Below are 23,258 nucleotides of genomic sequence, written 5' to 3'. Positions count from 1 at the left end.
CCAAGCGAAGCGGGCCCACCGATTCATCCATCGTGTAAGTCGGCGGGCAATGGTGGGCACGGCGCAAGCGCGCCTTTGCCCACCCTACAGGACCGCCCGATCACCGCCCCCGAATCGCCGGAATATTTCGGCTTGCTGCCGCCCGCGCGCCCTTGGCACGGGCATGGCCTGTTCCCATGTCCTGCGAGGGGAGCTTCGCTGGGAGAACGGACCATGTCGTACAACTCGGGCAATTCAGGCGGCTGGCGCAATGACGGCGCCATGCAACCGCATGCCTACGACCCTGACCTGCATCCGGAACTGTTCCGGGGCGTCGCGACGCGGCGGGTGTTCGCCTTCCTGATCGACATGGTCGTGATCTCGGTGCCGGTGATCCTCGGCTACAGCTTCATCGCCTTGTTCGGCGTGGTCACCCTCGGCATCGGCTGGGCGCTGTTCTGGATCGCCTGGCCGGCCTCCGTGATCTGGGCTATCGTCTATTACGGCGCCAGCATCGGCGGTGCCTCCTCCGCCACGGTCGGCATGCGCCTGATGGACCTGGAGCTGCGCACCTGGTACGGCGCGCCCGGCTACTTCGTGCTCGGCGCCACCCATGCCGTGCTGTTCTGGGTGACGGTCTCGTTCCTGTCGCCGTTCGTGGTGCTGGTCGGCCTGTTCAACGGCCGCCGTCGCCTGCTGCACGATTTCGTGCTGGGAACAGTCGTGATCAACAATTCGGTTCGCATACCCACTCCGCAGGCGGCGCGGACGTGGTGAGCTAATCGATTGACCGGGGGCTTTTGGAGCGCGATGCTGATGCCTGTTTCGGAGGCCCACGACGTCCCTTGACCCAGCACTCGCGCGACACCCCCCAGTTTTACCTCACGGCGCCCTCACCCTGCCCGTATTTGCCGGGCCGACATGAGCGCAAGGTGTTCACGCATCTGGTCGGGGACCGCGCCGGTGACCTCAACGACCTGCTCACCCATGGCGGTTTCCGCCGCAGCCAGTCGATCGCCTACCGTCCCGCCTGCGACCAGTGCCGGGCCTGCGTCTCGGTCCGGGTCATCGCCAACGAGTTCCGCCCCTCGCGCAACTTCCGCAAGGTGATGGCCCGCAACGCCGACATCATCGGCGAGCAGCGCAGCGCGGTGCCGACCTCCGAGCAATATTCGGTGTTCCGCGCCTATCTCGACGCCCGCCACCGCCACGGCGGGATGGCCGACATGACCGTGCTCGACTACGCCATGATGGTCGAGGACAGCCACGTCGAGACCCGCATCATCGAATACCGCAAGCGCGGCCCCGACAGCGGCATCACCGGCCGCGGCGAGGAGCTGATCGCAGTGGCGCTCACCGACGTTCTCAGCGACGGCCTGTCGATGGTCTATTCGTTCTTCGAGCCTGGCCAGGTCAGCCGCTCGATGGGCACCTTCATGATCCTCGACCATATCGCCCGTGCGCGACGGCAAGGGCTGCCTTACGTCTATCTCGGCTACTGGATCGAAGGCTCCAAGAAGATGGACTACAAGGCCCGCTTCCTGCCGCAGCAGCGCCTCGCCCCCTCAGGCTGGCTGCGCATCGACGCGCAGGGCGACACGGCGTCCGAGCCGCAGGATTAGTGAATGGCGAGTAGCGAATAGGAGAACGCCCCCACTCGCTACTCGCCATTCGCCACTCACCCAAAGAACGTATCTGCCAGCAACTTCAGATTCAAAATCACGATGATGCCCGCGACGATCCAGGCGACCGCGGCAACCGACATCGGGATCGCGAACTTGTCCATCTTGCGCCGATCCGAGACGAAGCGCACCAGCGGGATCACCGCGAAAGGCAGCTGCATCGACAGCACGACCTGGCTGAACACAAGCAAATCCGCAGTGCCGCGCTCGCCGTAGATCGCGGTGACGATGATCACGGGAATGATGGCGATGCCGCGGGTCAAGAGGCGGCGCGCCCAGCTCGGCAGGCGCAGGTCGAGAAAGCCCTCCATCACGATCTGGCCAGCGAGCGTCGCGGTGACCGTCGAATTGAGGCCCGAGGCGAGCAGCGCCACCGCGAACAGCGTCGAGGCGATGCCGAGACCGAGCAACGGCGACAGCAGCTCGAACGCCTGCTCAATCCCGGCCACGTCGGAGTGGCCGCTCTTGTGGAAGGTCGCAGCAGCGACGACAAGGATCGCGGCGTTGATGAACAGCGCCAGCATCAGCGCGATGGTCGAGTCCGTCGTCGCCCATTTGATCGCTTCGCGCCGGCCGGTGTCGTTGCGTTCATAAGCGCGCGTCTGCACGATCGAGGAGTGCAGGTAGAGATTGTGCGGCATCACGGTGGCGCCGATGATGCCGATCGCGATGTAGAGCATGTCGGAATTGGTGAAGATCTCGCTCTTGGGCACGAAGCCCCGCAAGACCTCTGCCACCGGCGGAGCCGCCGCCGCGATCTGCACCGCGAAGCAAACGGCGATCACCACCAGCAGCGCGATGACGAAAGCCTCCAGGAAGCGGAAGCCCCGGTTCATCAGCAGCAGCAGCAGGAAGGCGTCGAGGGCTGCAATCAATGCGCCGCCAATCAGGGGAATGCCGAACAGCAGCTTCAGCGCGATCGCCGTGCCGATCACCTCGGCGAGATCGCAGGCAATGATGGCCGCCTCGCAGGCGAGCCAGAGCAGGAAGTTCACCACCCGGGGATAGGAGGCGCGGCAGGCCTGCGCGAGATCGCGGTCGGTGACGATGCCGAGCCGAGCCGCCAGCGACTGGAGCAGGATCGCCATCAAGTTCGAGATCAGGATGACGGAGAGCAGCGTGTAGCCGAACTTCGACCCGCCGGCGAGATCGGTCGCCCAATTGCCGGGGTCCATATAGCCGACCGAGACGAGGTAGCCCGGCCCGACGAAGGCCAGCAGCCGGCGCCACCAGCGGCCCGCGGCGGGAATGGCAACGGTGGAATTAACCTCAGCGAGGCTTTTGGTGGTGGGCGCATCAGCGCGCCAGCCGGCGAGGTCGGGAGTTATGTGGGGTGATCGGGCATCCATATCGGCAGAATACCCAAGTTCATTCTTATTGCAACTCATTTGCAACTGCATCTAGCGGCGGGCATTCTTCGGGAAGCGGGTGGGTTTGGTGGTCATCGGGGGCCAACATTGGCGCAAATTCGCCTCTACGGGATATGCGCCATGTCAACGCCGCCTCGCCTTCCTGACACTTTCAACCGCCTCGCCTGGTCCAATCTCGCAGCGCAGTCGGCCGAGCAGATCGCGCTCGCGGCAGCGCCCATCGTCGCCGTGCTGACGCTGGGGGTGGCCGAAGGCCAGACCGGCCTGCTGCAGACCGCGCTCACCCTGCCCTTCGTCCTGTTCGCCATCCCCGCCGGCGTGTTTGCAGACCGAATTTCCCGCCGCAGGCTGATGGCGAGCGCCGAGGCGCTGCGGGCGGTGGCGCTCGCGGCCGTCGTGCTGCTGCTCGCGCTGGGAGCCCTCAACCTGCCGCTGCTGGCCCTGCTCGGCTTCGCCGCCGTGTGCGGCACCGTCGTTTACAGCGTGGCAGCACCGGCGCTGGTGCCCTCGCTGGTGAGCTCCAACTTGTTGCCGGCGGCGAATGCGCGCATCGAGCTGGCGCGCACCATCGCCTTCGCCAGCGGGCCTGCACTCGGCGGTGCGCTGGTTGGGTGGTGGGGCGCGAGCCCGGCGTTCGGCTTTGCCGCGGCGCTCTCGGCCATCGCGGTCGTGCTGCTCTCCGGCATCTACGAGCCCGCACGTGCGCCGGCGCCCCGGCGGCATCCGCTCCAAGAGATCCGCGAGGGCGCGGCCTTCGTGTTTCACCATCCGCTGCTGCGGCCGGTCTTCATCACCCAGTTCATCTTCAACACCGGCTGGTTCCTGCAGATCGCGGTGTTCGTGCCCTACGCCGTGCGCCATCTCGGTCTGAGCGCCGCCGGTGTCGGCACGGTGCTGACGATGTACGGCGTCGGCATGGTGATCGGCGCGCTCCTCGCCACGCGCGTGATCAAGCGCATCGCCTTTGGCACCGTGGTGGGGCTCGGCCCCGTCACCGGCTTTGTCGCCGCCTTGGTGATGGCGCTGACGGTGCTGGTCCCCTCGCCCTGGCTCGCGGGCTTGAGCTTCTTCCTGCTCGGCGTCGGCCCGATCCTATGGGTGATCTCGACCACGACGCTGCGCCAGTCCGTGACGCCGCCGCGCCTGCTCGGCCGCGTCTCCGCCATCAACATCATGAGCTACGGCGCCCGCCCGCTCGGTTCAGTGCTGGGCGCGCTCGTCGGCGGCCTCTGGAGCGCGGAGGCATGCCTCTATCTCGCCGCGGCGTTATTCGGCGTGCAGGCGCTGGTGATCCTGCTGTCACCGGCAGTGGGACTGGACCGGCAGCCAGACATGGTGGGAGATGAGGTGGCGGCGCGGTGCTGACCACAAGTGCATTGCGAGGAGCGTAGCGACGACGCAATCAAGGTCCCTCCGTTGAGGGACCCTCGATTGCTTCGCTGCGCTCGCAATGACGGCGTCTGTTGAGGCCGCGGAGACTAACCCGCCAGATAGCGCTCGTAGCTGCCCCTGACCGGCTCGCTCGCGTCGACTTCCGGATCGAGCGTGTAGAGATCCTGCGCGCGGCCGATGCCGCGCAGCGCGTAGCGGCCGGTGGAGACGAGGTAGCGGCGGCCGGCGGCATCTAGGCCCTTGTAGAATTCGGACGAGGCCAAGAGCTCGCGATCCACCGAGCGGCTCATCGAGGCGATGCGGCTGACCTCGTTGACGGTCGGGCCGACCACGGTGAAATCAAGCCGGTCCTCGCTGCCGATATTGCCGTAGAAGACCTCGCCGACATGCAGGCCGATATAGGCTGACGTGGTCGGACGGCCCTCCGCCGCCCGCCGTTCGTTCAGCGCAGCGACATTCTTGCGGAACAGGTGCTCGGCGCGGAGCGCGGCCCGCCGCGCATCCGCCATGTCCTCGCCCCAGAACATCGCGAGCACGCCGTCGCCGATCAGCTTCAGTACGTCGCCGCCGGCTTCGTGGATCGGATCGATCACGGCCTGCGCATAGTCGTTGAGGAACGGGATGATCTCGTCGGGACCGATGCTCTCGCTGATGCCGGTCGAGCCGCGCAGGTCCGAATACCAAAGCACGGCATTGATGCGCTCGGTGACGCCGCGCGAGATGCGCCCGCGCAGCACCTGCTCGGAGGCGTCGCGGCCGAGATAGACCCGGCCGAGCGTGCGCGCGATGTCGACCTGCTGCGCCGACTTGATCGCGAGCCCCAACACCGGAACCAGATCGCGCAGCGCTTCCAGCTCCAGTCCGGAGAACCCGCTCGCGCGGCGGGTGGTCCAGCAGGAATAGAGGCAATCCATCAGGCCGAGCGCCCCGTTCTCGCCGAAGCGGTGGACGAATGCGAGATAGTGCTTGTGGCCCTTCTCGGCGAGCTCGCCGATCTGCGAGAAATCCATCGACGGCGCATCGGCGAGATCGATCACCATCTCGTCGTGGCCATTCTCGAGCATGTGGAAGAACACCGAGCGGCGCCAGCTCTTGGCGGCGTCGCCGTCGGCGGTCGAGCCGTATTCGAAGGCATCGCTCTCGTTGCTGGGACGATCGCTCCAGCGGAAGCCGCGGCCTTCATAGATCGGATGCAGCGTGTCGATGACGACGAGGCCACGCGACAGTTCCAGCCCCTCGGCGCAGCAACGCTCGCAAAAGCCGCGGAGCAGTTCAATTTCAGGCAGGCCCGTGAGCCCCTGGCCGGTCAGCCAGTTCATCAGCGTAAGGCGCGAGGTCAATTGCATGCGCCATTATGGCGTGCATTCGTGACGAGCGGAAGGCGGATGTCTGCATACAACCCAAAGGCTCCCCGCGGGCAGCAGGTCGAATATGCCGCAGACGCGGTTGACGCGCTCTCGCCGCGAGCTGCAAATGCGCCGATGACACGGCCGATCAGAAATACGAGGACATGACCCAGCGCCAGCTTCCGATCATCCTGGCGCTCGGCACCACGCAGACCCTCGCCTGGGCCTCCAGCTATTATCTGCCGGCGCTGCTCGCCGATCCCATGGGGCGCGAGCTCGGTGTCTCCTCCAACTGGATCTTCGGTGCGTTTTCGGCCGCGCTGGTGATCTCCGCAATGCTGGGCCCGCGCATTGGACGGCAGATCGATCTCGTCGGCGGCCGTCAGGTGCTGTCGGCCTCCAACGTGACCATTGCCGCCGGCCTCGTGCTGCTTGGCATATCGCAGTCGGTGATGGTGATGGCGATCGCCTGGCTGGTGCTCGGCATCGGCATGGCGATGGGGCTCTACGATGCCGCCTTCGCGGCTTTGGGGCGCATCTACGGCAGCGAGGCGCGCAGGTCGATCACCGGCATCACGCTGATGGCGGGCTTCGCCTCCACCGTCGGCTGGCCGCTCACCGCCTGGGGCCTCGCCCATATCGGCTGGCGCGAAACCTGTTTCGCCTGGGCCGCCGCCAACATCCTGATCGGCCTGCCGCTCAATTTCTTCATGTTGCCGGCGATCAAGGGCGCCAAGCAGGCGGCGGCCACTGCCGAGAAGCCGCATGTGCCGCTCGATCGTACGATGATCTTGCTCGCCTTCATCTTCGCGGCAGTCTGGACCGTCACCGGCGCGATGGCCGCGCATTTCCCGCGCATCCTGGAGGCGATGGGGGCGACGCCAGCCGAGGCGATCGCGGCCGGCGCATTGATCGGGCCGGCGCAAGTCGGTGCCCGCATGCTGGAGGCCGGCTTCCTCAGCCGCTTCCATCCGCTGTGGTCGACGCGGCTCGCCAGCCTCACCCACCCGCTCGGCGCCGTGATCGTTGCGATTTTCGGCGGCGCTGCGGCGAGCGCGTTCGCGTTGTTCCACGGCTCCGGCAACGGCATTCTGACGATCGCCCGCGGCACCCTGCCGCTGTCGATCTTCGGCCCGAAGGATTTCGGCTATCGCCTCGGCATCATCGGCGCGCCGGCACGGATGGCGCAGGCGGTGGCGCCGCTCGCCTTTGGCCTGCTCATCGACCTCATGGGCGCCAAGGTGCTGATCGTCTCATCCGCGCTCAGCCTCTCGGCGCTGGCAGCACTGTTCCTGATCCGCACCGGCCGGCGGCCGGATTGACCAGCACGCCGGCAATCCATTGCGCCGCCGTGAAGTGCTCGAGCGCTGCAAAGCTGCCTTTCGCCAACCCCGCCAGCACCAGTACGACGGCGCCCGCGCCCATGCCGACGGTGAGAAAACCGAGCGCGCTCGAGCGCTGCATCAGCGGTCGCGACAGCACGTTGTAGAACGCCATGCAGAACACCGCACCGGTCATGATCACTCGCCGCGCCATGCGCCCGGTGGGCTTTGCGCGAGGCCAGCCGCCAGCGCCGCCGACACGCCGAGCAGAAACGCGCAAGGCAACAGGCAGAGAAAGCCGATCCCCCAACGCAGGGTCGCGAGCAGGACGGGATCGGCGCCGCCGACGAGGTAGCGGGTGACGGCCGCGGCAGTCCCGCCGAAGCTGCTCGAGACAAGCGCGATCGTAACTCCGCCCCACTCGCCCACGACCTTCTCCTGTCACGGAGCTTTCGCGGGCCCTAGCATGATGCTGTTGCCACCCTTGTGGCAGCGGCCTCAGGGAAAGGTCAGTCGGTAAAACTCCGGCGCCATCCTCTGGCTGTCGCGCTGGGCGGTTGTCGTGGTTGATCCAGAGCTGCGCCTTCTCCTTGGCGAGCGTGTCTGCGATCTTCTGCATCGAGGCCGGCGGCGGCCGGAAGCTTGCCCCGATCGGATGCCCTTCCAGTTGGCGCGCTCTTCGCCCACATCACGGCGGATAGAGATCGCCATCACCTCGCTTCTCGTCCGGAGGGCTGGCTGGAGCATCGTGCACCGTCAACGGTCGCCGATCCGCAACCAATCGCGCCAGCTGCGGCGCGGCGGCGCTGGTACCGATGAGCCGAAACACCACGCCGCTTCGATTGCCCCCGGCACGTACACCCTGCAGAGCATCTGACTCGTCGCAGAACAGCGCATAGTCGGGACCAACTCGCCGTGGGAGCGGCCCGGTTCGTGCGGGGCCCGCCGACGAATAAGGCGACTTGCGTTTCGGCGCCGACAGAATGTAGCCGCCGGCCACCTGCACACCCGCGACGCTGTCCGTACCGATCCCGTTGAGGGTGCCCAGGCGAGAAACAAGCGAGCCGGTCTTGTCAAATTCCCCACCGGCATACGTGCAGCCGGCCTCGGCCGCGCGGCCCGCCTCCCATCCGGCGTCGATGAAGTACGAACGCTTCGCACCCGTGCGCATGTTCATGTTCGGATCGGTACGTGCCACATAGGCATGAACCTCGCTCCCCAACTCGATGCCCTCCACCTTGATCTTCCAATTCCCATGCTCGGGCACCATGCCGGCTCCCGCGATGGTGGGCTCGACCGCAATCAGCCACACCCTATTGTCACCCCAGTCAACGGGGGCATACGCACCGGTATAGGGCGGAAGCGCCGGTGCAGCGGGCGGCGGGGGTGGGGGACCGGGAGGCGCTGGACCGGCAGTCGACGAGGAGCTACGACCGCCGGGCGAGGTGAGCGTAACAATGACATTGTCCGTGCAGTTCTTCTTCATCCAGACTTCGGCAAAGCAGAGCACGGTATTGTCGGGGGGAAGGCGCCACGTCCATTCGACATGGTCGGGCTCTGCCATGGTTTGCCTGACGAAATGGATGTGCCCATCGCTCAGATAGTTGTTGCCGGCAGGCAGGAAGACGTCGAGCTTTGGACTTACGGAAACGCCGTCATAGTGGGTGACAAGCTCCCTCAGCTTGCCCTCGAGCTCCGACGTGCCGTTGTGAGGTCCGGTTGTCGGCCCGTAGCTGACATTGATCACCACGTTCGTTGTGCCAGAATCGACAAATGACATGATGTAATCGACTGCATCGGCGACGTAACCCTTCAGCCAGACGCCGGTCGCGTCACGAAGGCAGCTCTCGGGAAACTGCACGAACACGATATCTGCTTCGCAAGCGGGATCGGTCAGGGGATCTCCGGGCTGCCAACTTGGCGGATCGCGGCGCGCGATGCGTGCCGAGAGCGGAATGCGTCCGGCGAGGACATCCATTACATGTGCACCATGCGAGGCCTGATGCTTGAGGGTCTTGAAACCTCCACGCGCGTAGCAGCCATCCTCGTCGATCGTGTTTGCCCTCTTGTGCAACTGGATCCAGTCGTTGAGCCCAACCACGCCGGATATGGAGTCTCGAAGGAACTCGAGGCCGTAATTGAAATCGAACGGCTTCTCGCCAAAGACGTCGGCACCTACCGGGATCGGGACTCGGCCTGCGTGCTCGTTCTGATCCCAGACACCGCGCACGCGTGTCCCGGATGCGACACCCGCGATCCTTTTGACAAACTGAGCGGCCGCGAACGGACAGCCATCGTCGATCACGCCGATGAGGAGAGGTGTCGGTGGTTGTTCGCTCGCGGACCTGTTGCGCTGCGCACCCTTTTGTATGGCCGTCGGCTTCAACGGGAGGGACAGCTCGACCCGGGATACGTTGTCGTCCCACGCCCGGAAACTGTCCTTCTCGACAGCCCTTATGTAAGCCCGCATGGTCAGATATCGCGAGTTCGGGCTGGTCAGCCCGAATTCGGCGCCGAAGTCACTAGGACTCATGGCTCTCACAAAATTATCGGCCAGCCCGGCGTGCTTAAGCTCCACGAACAGGAATAGCTTGGACTCCTGCTTGTCGAAAAAATCGAAGTTCTTAAATTCGCTCGCGATTGCGTACCGGAGGTACGGGTCGAAGCATCTCGGCAATTCCTCGGCCATGGAATGCTCTCCACTTCGGTTGCAGGGACGTGTTTCCTACGGAAATCTTGTCGAAACTTCGTAGTAGGCCTTGTCCCATAGTTCCTTCATCAGGAGGGACTGCGTAACAGTCCCTCCTGTGGTTTCCGAATAGAACTTGTTGGCATTGAGCGCCTGGTCAGCATGGAAGGGATTGAAATCCGTGCGAGAGTTACTGTCGGCGTGGCTGGCGTTGAATTTGCGGCTCTTGGTTGCCGTGCTCCCGAGACAACGGCCGACGAAGTACTCGCCCAAGGCGATACCCAGCATCCGCCCTGCCATGCTGTCGACTGGAAAATGGACTCCGGCCACGACCCGATTGGTTGCGATTCGTGCGGCCTGCCGGTCGAGCTGCTCGACGATCTCCGGGAATCCGGATGTCGTCTTGTGCAGGCTCAATAGCCGTTTCAGCACGTAGGCTACCGCGTAAGCCTGCGTCGCATGTCCGCTCGGGAAACTTCCGTGTCCCGGCGTCGTGATCATCGGCTGAACCTGGGCGTTGTATTCCACGGGACGCGAGCACCCCAGCGCATGCTTGAAGCGCATTTCCACGTAAACGCAGAATTGCAGGACCATGTTGATGAGCTCGAATGTCCGCCTGGTCCTCTCGGGATGCAGGTAGACGATCGAGGACCAGAAGGCATACTGGGGATCGATCTGCGCCATGATTTCTGTGGCGCGTTCGTTGCGCAGCTCGGCCCAGCTCACGACCATCTCAATCTGGTCTTGAAACGTCGATTGGACCGGACGCCCTATCTCCGCAATCACGTATGCGGACGAGCGAACCAGGAATGCGTTCGGATCGGCGCCCGACACCTGAAGGGTGATGCCCTGCAGCATCTCCCCGACCGCTGTGTAGGCGCGCACCCACGGCTCCCAGCGATCCAATTGGGCTGGGTCTTCGATCGCCGGCAAGGCCGGCGCGTAGTAGTAAAAATACGGAGAGGTCGGTCGCTCCGGAACAACGATTGTCCCTTCGCGAGCGTGGATGAGTGCATCCACCATGATGGGATTGGCCCAGACGTCGCCGAGCGTGCCAATTATCGCCCCACCGGCCCCTCCAGCGCCGCCCGCTCCGCCTGCACCTCCTGCCCCCCCTGCGCCGCCGGCTCCGCCAGCACCACCTGCACCGCCTGCTCCTCCCGCCCCGCCTAGTTGAGCCATTGCCTGCCTCCTTATGAAAACAAGTCGGTATGAGGTTAGTCAGCCTGTCGTCGGTAGTCCTGCCACTTCGAGGCAGCGAGCCCAGTGCCTGCCTGTTTCGAGATGCGCATTGGGGAGGCGCCCGATGTATCGATCTAGGGTCAAATGCGGCTCGAGCTCGCGCATCTTGCCCAAGGCTTCGCGGGCCTCCGCGACCCGTCCCTGCGAAACGAGTGCGATAGCGAGGACCCGCCACGTGGACGGATGCATGCGATTGAGAATGAGAGATGAGCGCGCGAGCTCTTCCGCCTCGTCGTATCGATGCGCCGATAGAAGCGCCGTGGCGCCCAGGGACTCGAAATAATACCGCTGCGGATCGAGCGGGGAGAGTTTCAGAGCGCGCCGCGTTGCGTCCACGGCTGCCTCGCCGTCGCCTTTGAAGGCGTCGACGGTGCCACGGTAGAGCCAGCCCAACGCGTGGCTGGGGTTGGCATCGACGGCCTGCTCGCACCGCTTTCGGGCAGCGTCCAGGTCCTTCAACATGTGACAATAGACGAAGCCTTCGGTCGCAAGCGCAAGCGCGTCGGACGGGTCACGGTCGAGCGCGGCGCGAGTGGCGCTCAAGGCCTCGGCGGCCTCGCGTTTGCGGTCCTCGGACCAGCCGCGCGTCATGCGCAGGATGTACCAGTTGGCGAGCCAGGCGCGCGGGGCAGCTATTCGGCCGTGGCGATTGATCAGTTCCTCCAGCACCGTCCGGGTCTGGAGAAACTCCTCCCTGCTCGACCGGTGCATCAGGCGGATGCTGCCAAGCAGCAGCGAGTAGCTTTCTAGCGTCGGTAACGGCTGGGTCAGGATATGCTCGACCTCGGCATCGAAGACCGACAGATGCACTGCAGCGGCGATGCGGTGAGCCAGTTCGCTCTCCGGCTGCAGCAGATCGCCGATATTGCCGCTCAGGCGGTCGGTCCAGACGACTTGATTGGTTCGCGCCGCGGACAGCTCCGCCGTCACCAGAATCCGGTCCGCATCGACCACATAGCTGCCGCTGAGAATGTAGGTGGCACCGAGATGCGCCGATACTTCCGCCACATCGCTGACCCTGCCGCGAAATATGTTGGTCGACAGACGCGAGATCACCTTGAGGTTCGCCGATCTGGAGAGGCACCAGATCACGCTGTCCGCGATCAGGTTACCAACGTCGAGATGCTCCTCCGCGTCCTTGCGCGCGTCGAAGGGGATGACGGCGATCGTCGGCTCCATGGGAGTTCCATAGTCTCGCCGAGCTGCGAGGCTTGGGTGTGGACTGGCCGGACCAACGCGGTAGGCGCGAACCGGCTTGTCAAAGTGCTTGAGGATACAGTCGCCCAAATCTTCGCACAGCGCATCCACTCCGTGCGTCAGCTCGTCGCGCGCCGCAGCGCTGCCAATCGTCTCCCCCGGACTGGCCAGGCTGGCAAGAGCTGTCGCCAGTTGCTCATGCGCGGCCTCGCTGGCGATGGTTTCACCGGGACCGGCAAGAGTTGCGAGCCGGGCTGCGAGGTTGATGCCGGTGCCATAGATGTCAGTGCCGTCACTCCAGGCGGTGGAGGAGTTGATCCCCGCACGAAGCTGGAAGTGTTGATCTTCAGGCCGCCCGGTGTTCTGAACGGCGATACTCCGGTGCATTTCGGCGGCGGCATTGACGGCATCACGCACGGATTCGAAGCGGGCCATGAGCCCGTCTCCGAGGCTCTTCACGAGGCCGCCGCGATAACGCGGCAGAATTTGGCCGGTGGCAAGTTGGACGAAGTCGGTCCATCGACGCACCGCGGACGCCTCATGCTCCCTCATCAGACGCACGGACTCGACGAGGTCGACCAAGAGGACCACGGTGTCCTGCTGCACGAGGCCCATTGCTCGTCTCTCCGAAGCCCGGCCTCCGCTGACCGGGCTCTCAGGTGAATGGCCCTTACGGCCGGTACTGCTTCACTACCTTGATGTTGACCGGACCTTGCCCGGCAGTTGCGAACTCAGCGCACGCACGTCCTCATCGAGCGCACGTCAATCCATACTGCGCAGCTGGCCGCTCGGTTATGAACCAGATCACGATTTGCGAAACGCCCGGGTGGGTCGCAATCGCGACAACTCAAAATGAAAACGCAAACTTCTTCTCGTCATGCGCGAAGTCACGTTCACTCACCGCTAATGCGGGCAGGTCTCGACCTCGACCGTGACGTGGCTGAGGCCCTTCAGCCCGGCGAGCCGCCGCTTGTAGACGGCCGGCTGCTTCGGCTTGTCCGACACCACCGAGAGCAGCACGGCACAATGGCCGGGGCCGACCTGCCAGAGATGCAGGTCGGTGACGCGATCCTCACCGACCTCCATGCGGGCGCGGATCACCCGCTCCAGCTTCTCGTCGGCGCGCACGTCGAGCAGCACCGCACCCGATGATTTGATCAGGCCGAATGCCCAGCTCGCGATCACGGCGCTGCCGATCAGACCCACCGCCGGGTCGGCCCAGACCCAGCCGGAATACATGGCAAGGCCGAGCGCTGCGATCGCCAGCACCGAGGTTGCGGCATCGGTCATGACATGGACATAGGCCGCGCGGAGGTTGTTGTCGTGCTGATGGTGGTGATGATCGCGCTCGTGGTCATGCTCGGCGTGGTCATCATGCGCATGGCCATGGCCGTGGTGATGATCATGGCTGTCGCGCAGCAGCCACACGCTGGCGAGATTGACGCCCAAGCCGAGAGCAGCCACGGCCATGGCCTCGCCGTAGACGATCGGCACCGGATTGATCAAGCGCAGGACGCTCTCATAGGCGATCTCGACCGCGATCAGGCCGAGGATGATCGCGCTGGCGAAGGCGGCAAGATCGCCGAACTTGCCGGTGCCGAAGGTGAAATGCGCATTCCCCAGATGCCGCCGCGCGAAGCGATAGGCGAAGGCGGCAATGCCGAGCGCCGCCGCATGGGTGCCCATGTGCCAGCCGTCCGCGAGCAGCGCCATCGAACCGAACAGCGAGCCGGCGACGATCTCGCCGACCATCATGACCAGCGTCAGCACGACCACGAACCAGGTGCGGCGCTCGTTGTCGTCGTGCTTCTCGCCCAGGAAGGCGTGGTCATGGGTCCATTGTTCGATGGAATGGGAATGCATCGAATTCTCCAGAAGATTCAGCTCTGTTGGCCTCCAATATAGACGGCAGGCACCAATTTTCTAAGGACCAATCGTCCCGCGGATTGACAGTGCTTCTTAGTTTCGCTGTAATCTGCGCCATGGGGATTTGAGCGATCTCCCCACGAGGCGACAGGCCCAAGCATCGCGTCCCGTTTGGTTCTCGAGGACGCATCATGTCTACATTCACGACCATCTCATCCGACAAAATGGCACGGCTGATCGGCACGGCGAATGCGCCTGTTCTGATCGATGTGCGCACCGAGCAGGATTTCGCCGCCGACCGGCGGCTGATTCCCGGCTCCATCAAGCTCGGCCACGACAACGTGGCGGACTGGGGCAGCGCCTTCGCCGGCCGCCGCGCCGTAGTCTCCTGCCTCCGCGGCGAGAAGCTCGCGCAAGGCACCGCGGCCTGGTTACGCCAGCTCGGCGCGCAGGCCGAAACGCTGGAGGGCGGCTTCGAGGGCTGGAAGGCGGCCCAGCTGCCGCTGGTCGACGCCCGCAAGTTGCCGCCGCGCGATGCCAAGGGGCGCACCGTCTGGGTGACGCGGGCGCGGCCGAAGGTCGACCGCATCGCCTGCCCGTGGCTGATCCGCCGCTTCGTCGATCCGGGCGCAGTGTTCCTCTATGTCGCGCCGTCCGAGGTGGTCGCCGTCGGCGAGCGGTTCGGCGCAGCGCCCTTCGACATCGAGAACGTGTTCTGGAGCCACCGCGGCGAGCTCTGCACCTTCGACGTGATGATCGAGGAGTTCGGCATCGCGACTCCGCCCCTGCTGCGTCTCGCGACGCTGGTGCGGGGCGCCGACACCGCGCGACCCGACCTCGCGCCCGAGGCGCCCGGCCTGCTCGCGGCCTCGCTCGGGCTGTCGCGCATGTATGACGACGACCTCGAGCAGCTCGAGGCCGGCATGCTGCTCTATGATGCCTTCTACCGCTGGTGCCGCGACGCCACCACCGAGACTCACAACTGGCCGACCAACAAGGTGAAGGCGTAATGGACTTTCGCGCCGATCAAACGGGAGCTGGTGCCGGTCACGGCATCAGCTTCAACGAAGCTTTTCGCGTCTGGCTCCGTGTCGCCTGCCTGAGCTTTGGCGGCCCCGCGGGCCAGATCGCGGTGATGCACCGCATCCTGGTCGAGGAGAAGAAGTGGATCTCCGAAGGCCGTTTCCTGCACGCACTGAACTATTGCATGCTGCTGCCGGGACCTGAGGCGCAGCAGCTCGCGACCTATGTCGGCTGGCTGATGCATCGCACCGCCGGCGGGCTGATGGCGGGCGGGCTGTTCATCCTGCCCGGCATCATCGCCATCATGGGCCTCAGCTACATCTATGCCGCCTTCGGCAATGTCAGCTTCGTCGAGGCGCTGTTCTTCGGGCTCAAGGCGGCCGTGCTCGCCATCGTCGTCGAGGCGGTAGTGCGCGTCGGCAAGCGCGCGCTGAAGAACCGCATCATGATCGCGCTCGCGGCCGCGGCCTTCGTCGCCATCTTCTTCTTCGCGGTCCCCTTCCCGATCATCATCATCGCCGCCGGCCTCATCGGTTATGCCGGCGCCCGAAGCGGCCGTCCGGAATTCGCGCCGGCCGGTCACGGCCATGCCGGCGGCGCAGCGATCGACAGCATGCTCGGCGAGGCCGTACCGGATCACGTCCGCCCCGACACGGCGCGCGCGATCCGCGTCGGTGCATTGTGGCTGGCGCTTTGGCTGGTGCCGGTGATAGCGCTGCTGATCGCCTTCGGCCAGGCCAACGTATTCAGCCAGATCGCGCTGTTCTTCTCGAAGATGGCGCTGGTCACGTTCGGCGGCGCCTATGCGGTGCTGGCCTATGTCGCCCAGCAGGCGGTCGAGCATTATCATTGGCTCAAGCCGCATGAGATGCTCGACGGTCTCGGCATGGCCGAGACCACGCCGGGCCCGCTGATCATGGTGCTGCAATTCGTGGGCTTCATGGCGGCCTATCGCGACCCTAGCGGCCTGTCGCCGATGCTCGCGGCCACGCTCGGCGGCCTGCTCGCGACCTGGGTCACCTTCACGCCCTGCTTCCTCTGGATCTTCGTCGGCGCGCCCTACATCGAGCGGCTGCGCGGCAACGCGGGCCTCGCCGGCGCGCTCGGCGCGATCACCGCCGCCGTGGTCGGCGTGATCCTCAACCTGTCGATTTGGTTCGCGCTGCACATCCTGTTCCGCGAGACCGTGCCGGTGCATGCGTTTCCGCTGAACTTCGACATGCCGGTGCTGAGGAGCGTCGACGTGCCGGCGCTGGTGCTGGCGATCGCGGCGGCCACCGCGATCTTCCGGTTCAAGCTCGGCATGCTGACGGTGCTGGCGGGCAGCTGCGCGGCGGGCGTGGCGTTGCGGATGGCCGGGGTGATCTGATGCCAGGGACGTGACTAATCGTGAGTCCAGGATGAGTTGGAACGCCGCGGCCGAACGCCACCTAGGCAGGGGGCGTTTGGAGAAACAGCGATGCGTTTCCTTCTGGTTTTCAGTTTTCTGATCACCTTGGTCGGCGCTGCCGACGCCGCACAGGCGCGTCATCCACACCGGCGGCACGCGATTGTCCATTCCGGTCAGGGTATGGTCCCGTCCGGTCCAGCTTCGGGCTTCGCCTATGCGCCGCCGCCGGAAACCTCAGCTTATCCTGGCGCCACTGAACCTTATTTCGGCGCTTCTCAAGGTTATGCGCCCGGCGAAAAGGAGCGGTTTCTTCGCAGTTTGTTCAGTCCGTAGGGCCCGTGCCACCCCTAGGCCTTGCGCTGTCGCGGCGAGGGCGTGGGAAAGCTGCTGAGTTGAATCCCGCAGCCTTCCCTTATTCACGTCAATAAGCGCCGACCTTTGTTAGCGTCGGGTTGGATCGTTTGTGCCGCCCGGACGGATGGTCTGAGGACCGCCCTGGCCGGAACCCGCGCCACTGCCGCCGCCGGCGCCTACGCTGGATCCCGTCGAACTGCCGGTACCTGCATCGCCCGCTCCCGTTCCACCCGCCGCGCCGCTCGTTCCGCCGCTGGTTCCTCCGGCCCCGGCGCTAGCGCCCGCACCCGCGCCGCCCGCTCCACCTGCGCCGGCCCCGCCTCCGGCACCTCCGCCCGCCTGCGCATGGGCGAACCCGATCGACGCGCCGGCAAGCAACGCACACATGGCGACTGAGAAGATTGTCTTTCGCATTGTTCAAACTCCGATTGACGATGACATGCCAATCGAAGCCGCGCGCAAACGTTCCTGATGATATTCATCGGAGGCTTTCAACATTGGTAGGAACGATGTCGCGCAACGTTGAATTGAATCTGGTCCCGCCACTCGCCCATCTTCCGCGACGCGCGCGTGACTCAACACAATGCGCCTTGAATCCCGGCTGCCGGCTACCGCATCATCATCCGCGAGATCGCTTCCCCGATCACCACCGTCGTGAAATGCGTGTTGGCGCGGCAATCGGACGGCATGATCGAGGCGTCGGCTACACGCAGGCCGCCGATTCCTTTCACGGTGCCGTCGGGGTTGACCACGCCATCCGGGTCGTCCAAGCCGCTCATACGGCAGCTGCCGGCGGCATGCTGGATGTCGCCCGTCTCGCGGCGCAGCACCGCTTCGAGCTCGTGATCGGGCAGGCTGGCGGCCTGCGGCAGCGTCAAATCCGTGTCAGCGAGCCTGATCCAGTCGGCGATGCCTGACAGCGCCGGCTGCAACGTGATGACCGCGAGGCGTTTCACCGCATCGATCATGCGCAGCATGTCGCGCGGATCTGCCAGCATGTTCTCCTCGACGACCGGATCGATTGCAGGATCGGTCGAGGCCAGCTTGAGCGTCCCGCGCGAATAGGCGTTGAACAGCCCCGCGCCGATCGCTCCGGGGTTCCCGATGCCGCGATGATTGAAGGCGATCAGGATCATGTCGCGCTTGCCGCCATTGGCGAGGCCCGAGGAATAGGTCACGCAGCAATTGGTGTGGCGCGTATCGGGATCAGTAGGGCGAAGCTCCTCCCGGAGCTGTATGGTGGCGCGAAACAGCGGGTGATCGAAGAAATGGCGGCCGACCGGCAGATCGCGCTCGACCGCGATCCCCATCGCCTTCAACTCCTCAGCCGGCCCGATGCCTGAGCGCAGCAGGATCGCCGGACTGTGGATGGCGCCGGCGCACAGCACGATCTGACGTGCGCTGATCTCGTCGGTGCCCTGCCCCTGGATATGGACGCGGACACCCGTTGCCCGTCCGTCGCTGATCAGCACACGATCGACCAGCGCATGCCCGCGGATCTCCAGATTGGCGCGCCCGCGCGCGGGCTCGAGATAGCCCTCGTTGGTGGTGATGCGGCGCAAGTCGCGGCTGTTGATGGGGTAGCACGCAACGCCCTCGGCGTCCGGGCCATTGACGTCGGCGCACCAGGGATAGCCGCTCGCAAGTGCCGCATCGCGCAAGCCGCGGTCGATCGGACCCCACTTTTGCAAAGGCGCGCGGTAGACCGGCAGTGGCCCGCCGCGGCCGTGGCCCTCGACATCGCCGAATTCCAGATCGTCCTCGATCACCGAAAACAGCGGCATCACATCTTTCGCCGACCAGCCGGTGCAGCCATTGGCCGCCCATTCGTCGAAGGCATCGGCAACGCCGCGGATCGCGATCTGGCCGTTCATCATCGACGAGCCGCCGAGCCCCTTGCCGCGCCAGTAGAAGCGCGGCTCCTGCCCAGCGACGCGGCGCGTCAGAAGATCGGGCCATTGCCATTTCTCCTGGTACTCGCGCTTGTGGATGATCGGGATCGGATTCGGCGTCCGCACCTCCCAGGGCGCCTCGTCGGCGCGCCAGTCGAGCCCCGCCTCGAGCAGCAGGACGCGCCGTGCGGGATCTTCGGAGAGCCTTGCGGCCACGGCGGCGCCGGCGGAGCCGCCGCCGACAACAATGACATCGTACATCGCGCTACTTCTCAACGTTCCAGAACACCGGGATGGCGGACGGTATCAGACCGCGCAAAGTCGCGCGATAGGCGGCCGGCTGCGCGAACTGGCCCCACGGGATTCCGGGCGCCTGATCGTACATGACGGCCTGGATCTCGCCCGCGATCTTCTTCCGGTCCGCCTCGGCCGGCGCCTTGGCGAAGGCTTCCATCAGAGGGGTGATACGCGCATCGCATTGCCAGCCGGTGAAGTCGGCACAGTTGAAGGCAACCATGACATTGGTCAGCGGCGAGCCGAGGTCGAAGCCGCCGGCGTGGACGCCATAGACGCTCCAGCCCTCCTTCTTGGCGCGGCGCGCCAGCACGCTCGCCCAGTCCATCACCTGCAGATCGACGTTGAAACCTGCAGCCTTCAGCCGCTCGGCGAGCACCTGCGCCGAAACGCGCGGGGCTTCGAGGTCGTTGGCCTGCATCACGACGACGGGCTCGCCGGCATATTTGGTCGCCTTCAGCGCAGCCTTCGCCGCTTCGATCGAGGGCTTGGCCGCCGCTTCCGTGCCGGCCTTGCTCTCGTATGTGGTGCCGCAGGTGAAGTAGGTCGCGCAAGGCGTGGCGTATTTGGCGTCGAGCCCGAGCGCATCCAGCACTTCGCGCTGGTCGACCAGCTTCCACAGCACGCGGCGGATTTCCGGATCATCGAACGGCTTCGAGGCCGCGTTGAGACGGTAGGCGCCGGCGAACATGTTGCCGCCGGTGAAGTTGACGAGCTTGACGCGCGTGTTCTTCTCCAGCTGCGGCAGCAGATCGAACGGCGCGTACTGCAGGAAATCGATTTCGCCGGCCTGCAGCGCAGAGGCGGCAGTCGCACCATCGGGAATGACGCGGACCTCGAGCGTGTCGACATTGACGCGCTTGCCGCCGGCCAGGAAGTCCGCGGGCTCGGGACGCGGCACATAGTCGCCGAACTTCTTCAGGATCATGCGGTCGCCGGTGCGGTGGTCGGCCTTGCTGTAGACGAACGGGCCGGAGCCGACGATCTCGGTGATGCGCTGGTCGCCGGGCGTCTTCGCGATGCGCTCGGGCATCATGAAAGCGACCGGGCTGACGGGATTGCCGAGCGCGTCGATGACGAGGCCGGACGGCTCCTTCAGCGTCAGCACGAAGGTTTTCGCATCGACCGGCTCGAGCGAAGCCGTGATCGCGAAAATGCGGCGGCCGAGTGCGCTGCGGGTGCCCCAGCGACGCAGCGAGGCCACGCAATCGGCTGCCGTGACGGGCTGGCCGTCGTGCCATTTCAGGCCGTCGCGCAGCGTGAACGTATAGGTCAAGCCATCGGGCGAGACCTTCCAGTCCTGCACCATTTGCGGCTTGATATCGCCCTTGGCATCCTTCGCAAACAGCGTATCGAACACCATGTAGCCGAACGTCCGCGAAATATAGGCCGTGGAGAAATGCGGATCGAGCGTGACGATCTCCGCCTCGAGCACCGCGACGAGATTGCCCGCCGCATGCGCGGGCGCCGCCACCAGCGCAAGGCCGAACAGCGCGGGAATGAAAGTCTTCAGTTTGAGCATTGGGGTGTTTTTGCCTTTTGACCAGCCGTTTGCGTTCAGCAGGAAAAAGCAATGTTCGTGCCCCCACGTATGCGCTCATAGCTAGCTGCCACGCGTTTGCAGGATGCACATACTTAGAGTTGGAGAGCGAGGCTGGCGCAGCTCGTCATTGCGAGCGCAGCGAAGCAATCCAGAGTCTTTCCGCGGTGGGGTCTGGATTGCTTCGCTGCGCTCGCAATGACGGTGGAGCAGAGAGCACAACACGGGCTGTCGCCGCCCGGCCTGACCGGGCGACCCAGTATTCCAGAGACAGCTGATGGATACGGAGAAGCCGCGGCGTACTGGATGCCCCGCCCCCGTGCGCAATTGCGCACTAGGCGGGGGATGACAGCGTCGTTGCGGCGACAGTTGGGGCCAGTGCCCTACCCGATCACTCGACCGAACTTGTTCGACTTCGGGAAACCCTTCGGCGGCAGGCGGCCGGCGTCGGCGCGCGTGCCCTGCCACTCCGCCAGCTCCTTCATGGTCGCGGAGAATTCGCGTCCTGCGGAATCCTTCCAGGTCAGGCCCGCCTTGGCGTCGAATACCGCAACGTCGGACAGGCCGCCGTCCTTGTATTTCTGCAGGCGCACGCCGCGGCCGCGGGCCATCTCCGGCACCTGGTCGAGCGGGAAGACCAGCATCTTGCGGTTCTCGCCGATGACGGCGACGGTGTCGCCCGTCACCTCGGTGATCGCGCGGGCCTCGTTCGGCATGTCCACGTTGAGGACCTGCTTGCCCTTCTTGGTGGTGCCAACGCAATCGTCCTCGTTGACCACAAAACCCTGGCCCTCGTGGCTGGCGACCAGGAATTTGCGGCCGCCCTTGTTGACGAACAGCGCGACGGGCGCGGCCTCCTGCTCGAGGTCGATGAACAATCGGATCGGCTCGCCATGGCCGCGGCCGCCCGGCAGCTTGGCGACGTCGAGCGAGTAGAACTTGCCGTTGGTGGCGAACAGCAGCAGCTTCGAGGTCGTCTCGGCGAAGAAGGCGAAGCCGAGCTTGTCGTCCTGCTTGAAGGCAAGGCCCGAGAGATCCTCGACATGCCCCTTCATGGTGCGGATCCAGCCCTTGTCGGAGACGACCACCGTCACCGGCTCGCGCTCGACGAAGGCCTCCTCGATCGCGGCGAGATCGTGCTCGGGCGCATCCGCGAAGGTGGTGCGGCGCTTGCCGAGCGGTGTCTTCGGTCCGAACATGTCGCGGACCTTGCCGACCTGCTCGCCGACCTTCTTCCACTGCTCGGCTTCGGAGGCGAGCACCGCATTGATGCCCTTGAGCTCGGCGCGGAGGTTCTTGTCCTCGGTGCGGATCTCCATCTCCTCGAGCTTGCGCAAGGAGCGCAGGCGCATGTTGAGGATGGCTTCCGCCTGCACCTCGGTGAGCTTGAACGCCTTCATCAGCTCAGGCTTCGGCTCGTCCTCGGTGCGGATGATCCTGATCACCTTGTCGATGTTCAGGTATGCGATCAGGAAGCCGCCGAGCACTTCCAGCCGGTGCTCGATCTGCGCCTTGCGGTAGTTGCTGCGGCGGATCAGCACGTCGCGCAGATGGTCGAGCCATTCGCGCAAGCACTCCGCGAGCCCCACGACCTTGGGGATGCGCCCCTTGATCAGGACGTTGAGGTTCAGCGGAATCTTGTTTTCGAGCTCGGTGAGGCGGAACAGCGATTCCATCATCAGCGCCGGATCGACGTTCTTCGACTTCGGCTCGATCACGATGCGGACGTCTTCGGCCGATTCGTCCCTGATGTCGCCGACCAGCGGCAGCTTCTTCTGGTCCAGCAGCTCGGCGACCTTCTCGATCAGACGCGACTTCTGCACCAGGAACGGAATCTCTGTGACGACGACGGCCCAGGTGCCGCGTGCGCCCTCCTCCTGCGTCCACCGCGCTCGGACGCGGAACGAGCCGCGGCCGGTGGTGTAGGCGTCCGCAATCGCCTGCTTGGAATCGACGATGATGCCGCCGGTCGGGAAATCCGGGCCCTTGACCCACTTGAGCAGTGCCTTCGACTTTGCGTCGGGCTTCTCGATCAGGTGCAGCGCGGCATCGCACAGCTCGGCGGCGTTGTGCGGCGGGATCGAGGTCGCCATGCCGACCGCGATGCCCTGCGCGCCGTTGGCGAGCAGGTTCGGGAAGCCGCCCGGCAGCACGATGGGCTCTTTCGACTGGCCGTCGTAGTTGGCGCGGAATTCGACCCCGTCCTCGTCGATGCCCTCGAGCAGAAGCCGCGCGACGTCGGTCATGCGCGCTTCGGTGTAGCGGTAGGCGGCGGGGTTATCGCCGTCGATATTGCCGAAATTGCCTTGGCCGTCGACCAGCGGATATCGTGAGGAGAAATCCTGCGCGAGGCGGACCATGGCGTCGTAGATCGCCTGGTCGCCGTGCGGATGGAACGAGCCCATCACGTCGCCGACGATCTTGGCCGACTTCTTGAAGGCCGTGCCGGGGTCGAGCCTGAGCAGGCGCATGCCGTAGAGGATGCGCCGGTGCACCGGCTTCAGGCCGTCGCGCGCGTCCGGCAGCGCACGGTGCATGATGGTGGAGAGGGCATAAGCGAGATAGCGCTCTTCCAGCGCCTCACGCAGCGGCACCTCGTGGATTTCAGCCGGTTCTTCCGGCGGAACGATTCGTTTTCCCATGCCGCCCGGTTAAACCGTGGAAGCGAATCGGGCAAGGA

General features: G+C 65.2%; 18 protein-coding genes. 7 read left to right on the top strand and 11 right to left on the bottom strand.

Annotated elements, in window-relative coordinates; all coding sequences use genetic code 11:
• Positions 1-213: 213 nt before the first annotated feature.
• Both XF30_RS18915 and XF30_RS18910 read left to right on the top strand, forming a co-directional pair.
• Positions 214-756, top strand: coding sequence for an RDD family protein (locus tag XF30_RS18915; RefSeq protein WP_109143541.1), 543 nt, complete (start codon positions 214-216; stop codon positions 754-756).
• A gap of 68 nt (positions 757-824) precedes the next feature.
• Positions 825-1,601 (top strand): arginyltransferase, encoded by a 777-nt coding sequence (locus tag XF30_RS18910; protein ID WP_036014979.1) that lies wholly within the window; start codon positions 825-827, stop codon positions 1,599-1,601.
• 56 nt (positions 1,602-1,657) lie between these two features.
• Here the strand turns inward: XF30_RS18910 and XF30_RS18905 are convergent, their stop codons facing one another.
• Positions 1,658-3,010, bottom strand: a complete 1,353-nt coding sequence (locus XF30_RS18905) for an Nramp family divalent metal transporter (RefSeq protein WP_109143540.1) — start codon at positions 3,008-3,010, stop codon at positions 1,658-1,660.
• 141 nt (positions 3,011-3,151) lie between these two features.
• Between XF30_RS18905 and XF30_RS18900 the strand changes: the two genes are divergently transcribed.
• Positions 3,152-4,396, top strand: coding sequence for an MFS transporter (locus XF30_RS18900; protein ID WP_109143539.1), 1,245 nt, complete (start codon positions 3,152-3,154; stop codon positions 4,394-4,396).
• Between the two features lie 113 nt (positions 4,397-4,509).
• Here XF30_RS18900 and XF30_RS18895 read toward each other — a convergent pair whose 3' ends face one another.
• Positions 4,510-5,769 carry an adenylate/guanylate cyclase domain-containing protein gene (locus XF30_RS18895; RefSeq protein WP_036014983.1) on the bottom strand — a complete coding sequence of 420 codons (1,260 nt, stop codon included), beginning with the start codon at positions 5,767-5,769 and terminating at the stop codon, positions 4,510-4,512.
• A gap of 164 nt (positions 5,770-5,933) precedes the next feature.
• Here XF30_RS18895 and XF30_RS18890 point away from each other — a divergent pair, with 164 nt between their 5' ends.
• Positions 5,934-7,091 carry an MFS transporter gene (locus XF30_RS18890; RefSeq protein WP_109143538.1) on the top strand — a complete coding sequence of 386 codons (1,158 nt, stop codon included), beginning with the start codon at positions 5,934-5,936 and terminating at the stop codon, positions 7,089-7,091.
• On the opposite strand, the gene XF30_RS39420 is transcribed toward XF30_RS18890, so the two are convergent.
• From XF30_RS39420 to dmeF, 6 genes are all read right to left on the bottom strand, one after another.
• Positions 7,033-7,287 carry a hypothetical protein gene (locus XF30_RS39420; protein ID WP_244608977.1) on the bottom strand — a complete coding sequence of 85 codons (255 nt, stop codon included), beginning with the start codon at positions 7,285-7,287 and terminating at the stop codon, positions 7,033-7,035. The genes XF30_RS18890 and XF30_RS39420 overlap by 59 nt on opposite strands.
• 2 nt (positions 7,288-7,289) lie before the next feature.
• Complete coding sequence (locus XF30_RS39415; protein WP_109143537.1) at positions 7,290-7,520, bottom strand: hypothetical protein; 231 nt, start codon at positions 7,518-7,520, stop codon at positions 7,290-7,292.
• 259 nt (positions 7,521-7,779) lie between these two features.
• Complete coding sequence (locus XF30_RS18875; protein ID WP_109143536.1) at positions 7,780-9,780, bottom strand: S8/S53 family peptidase; 2,001 nt, start codon at positions 9,778-9,780, stop codon at positions 7,780-7,782.
• Positions 9,781-9,816: 36 nt separating this feature from the next.
• Positions 9,817-10,962: a phosphatase PAP2 family protein gene (locus XF30_RS18870; protein WP_141697651.1), complete on the bottom strand. Its 1,146-nt coding sequence runs from the start codon at positions 10,960-10,962 to the stop codon at positions 9,817-9,819.
• 39 nt (positions 10,963-11,001) lie between these two features.
• Complete coding sequence (locus XF30_RS18865) at positions 11,002-12,834, bottom strand: adenylate/guanylate cyclase domain-containing protein (protein ID WP_109143535.1); 1,833 nt, start codon at positions 12,832-12,834, stop codon at positions 11,002-11,004.
• Positions 12,835-13,122: 288 nt separating this feature from the next.
• Positions 13,123-14,082: a CDF family Co(II)/Ni(II) efflux transporter DmeF gene (gene dmeF / locus XF30_RS18860; RefSeq protein ID WP_036014991.1), complete on the bottom strand. Its 960-nt coding sequence runs from the start codon at positions 14,080-14,082 to the stop codon at positions 13,123-13,125.
• Positions 14,083-14,276: 194 nt separating this feature from the next.
• On the opposite strand from dmeF, the gene XF30_RS18855 reads away from it, so the two are divergent.
• The 3 genes from XF30_RS18855 (at position 14,277) to XF30_RS37815 (ending at position 16,831) form a co-directional block, all read left to right on the top strand.
• Entirely contained in the window at positions 14,277-15,095 is an 819-nt protein-coding gene (locus XF30_RS18855; RefSeq protein WP_109143534.1) for a chromate resistance protein ChrB domain-containing protein, read from the top strand.
• Positions 15,095-16,477 carry a chromate efflux transporter gene (gene chrA, locus XF30_RS18850; protein WP_109143533.1) on the top strand — a complete coding sequence of 461 codons (1,383 nt, stop codon included), beginning with the start codon at positions 15,095-15,097 and terminating at the stop codon, positions 16,475-16,477. The genes XF30_RS18855 and chrA overlap by 1 nt, the downstream gene beginning before the upstream one ends.
• Before the next feature lie 90 nt (positions 16,478-16,567).
• A complete protein-coding gene (locus tag XF30_RS37815; protein WP_146207726.1) occupies positions 16,568-16,831 on the top strand; it encodes a hypothetical protein in 264 nt (87 codons plus the stop codon).
• Positions 16,832-17,460: 629 nt separating this feature from the next.
• Here the strand turns inward: XF30_RS37815 and XF30_RS18845 are convergent.
• From XF30_RS18845 to parC, 3 genes are all read right to left on the bottom strand, one after another.
• Positions 17,461-19,005, bottom strand: coding sequence for a GMC family oxidoreductase (locus XF30_RS18845; protein WP_109143532.1), 1,545 nt, complete (start codon positions 19,003-19,005; stop codon positions 17,461-17,463).
• A gap of 4 nt (positions 19,006-19,009) precedes the next feature.
• Positions 19,010-20,560 carry an ABC transporter substrate-binding protein gene (locus XF30_RS18840; protein WP_109143531.1) on the bottom strand — a complete coding sequence of 517 codons (1,551 nt, stop codon included), beginning with the start codon at positions 20,558-20,560 and terminating at the stop codon, positions 19,010-19,012.
• Positions 20,561-20,961: 401 nt separating this feature from the next.
• Complete coding sequence (parC, locus tag XF30_RS18830; protein WP_109143529.1) at positions 20,962-23,220, bottom strand: DNA topoisomerase IV subunit A; 2,259 nt, start codon at positions 23,218-23,220, stop codon at positions 20,962-20,964.
• Positions 23,221-23,258 lie beyond the last annotated feature (38 nt).

The organism is Bradyrhizobium sp. SUTN9-2, from assembly GCF_003122645.1.
GTDB lineage: Bacteria > Pseudomonadota > Alphaproteobacteria > Rhizobiales > Xanthobacteraceae > Bradyrhizobium > Bradyrhizobium yuanmingense.
Note: the sequence above shows the minus strand (reverse complement) of the source record. Positions and strands in the feature narration are given on the sequence as shown.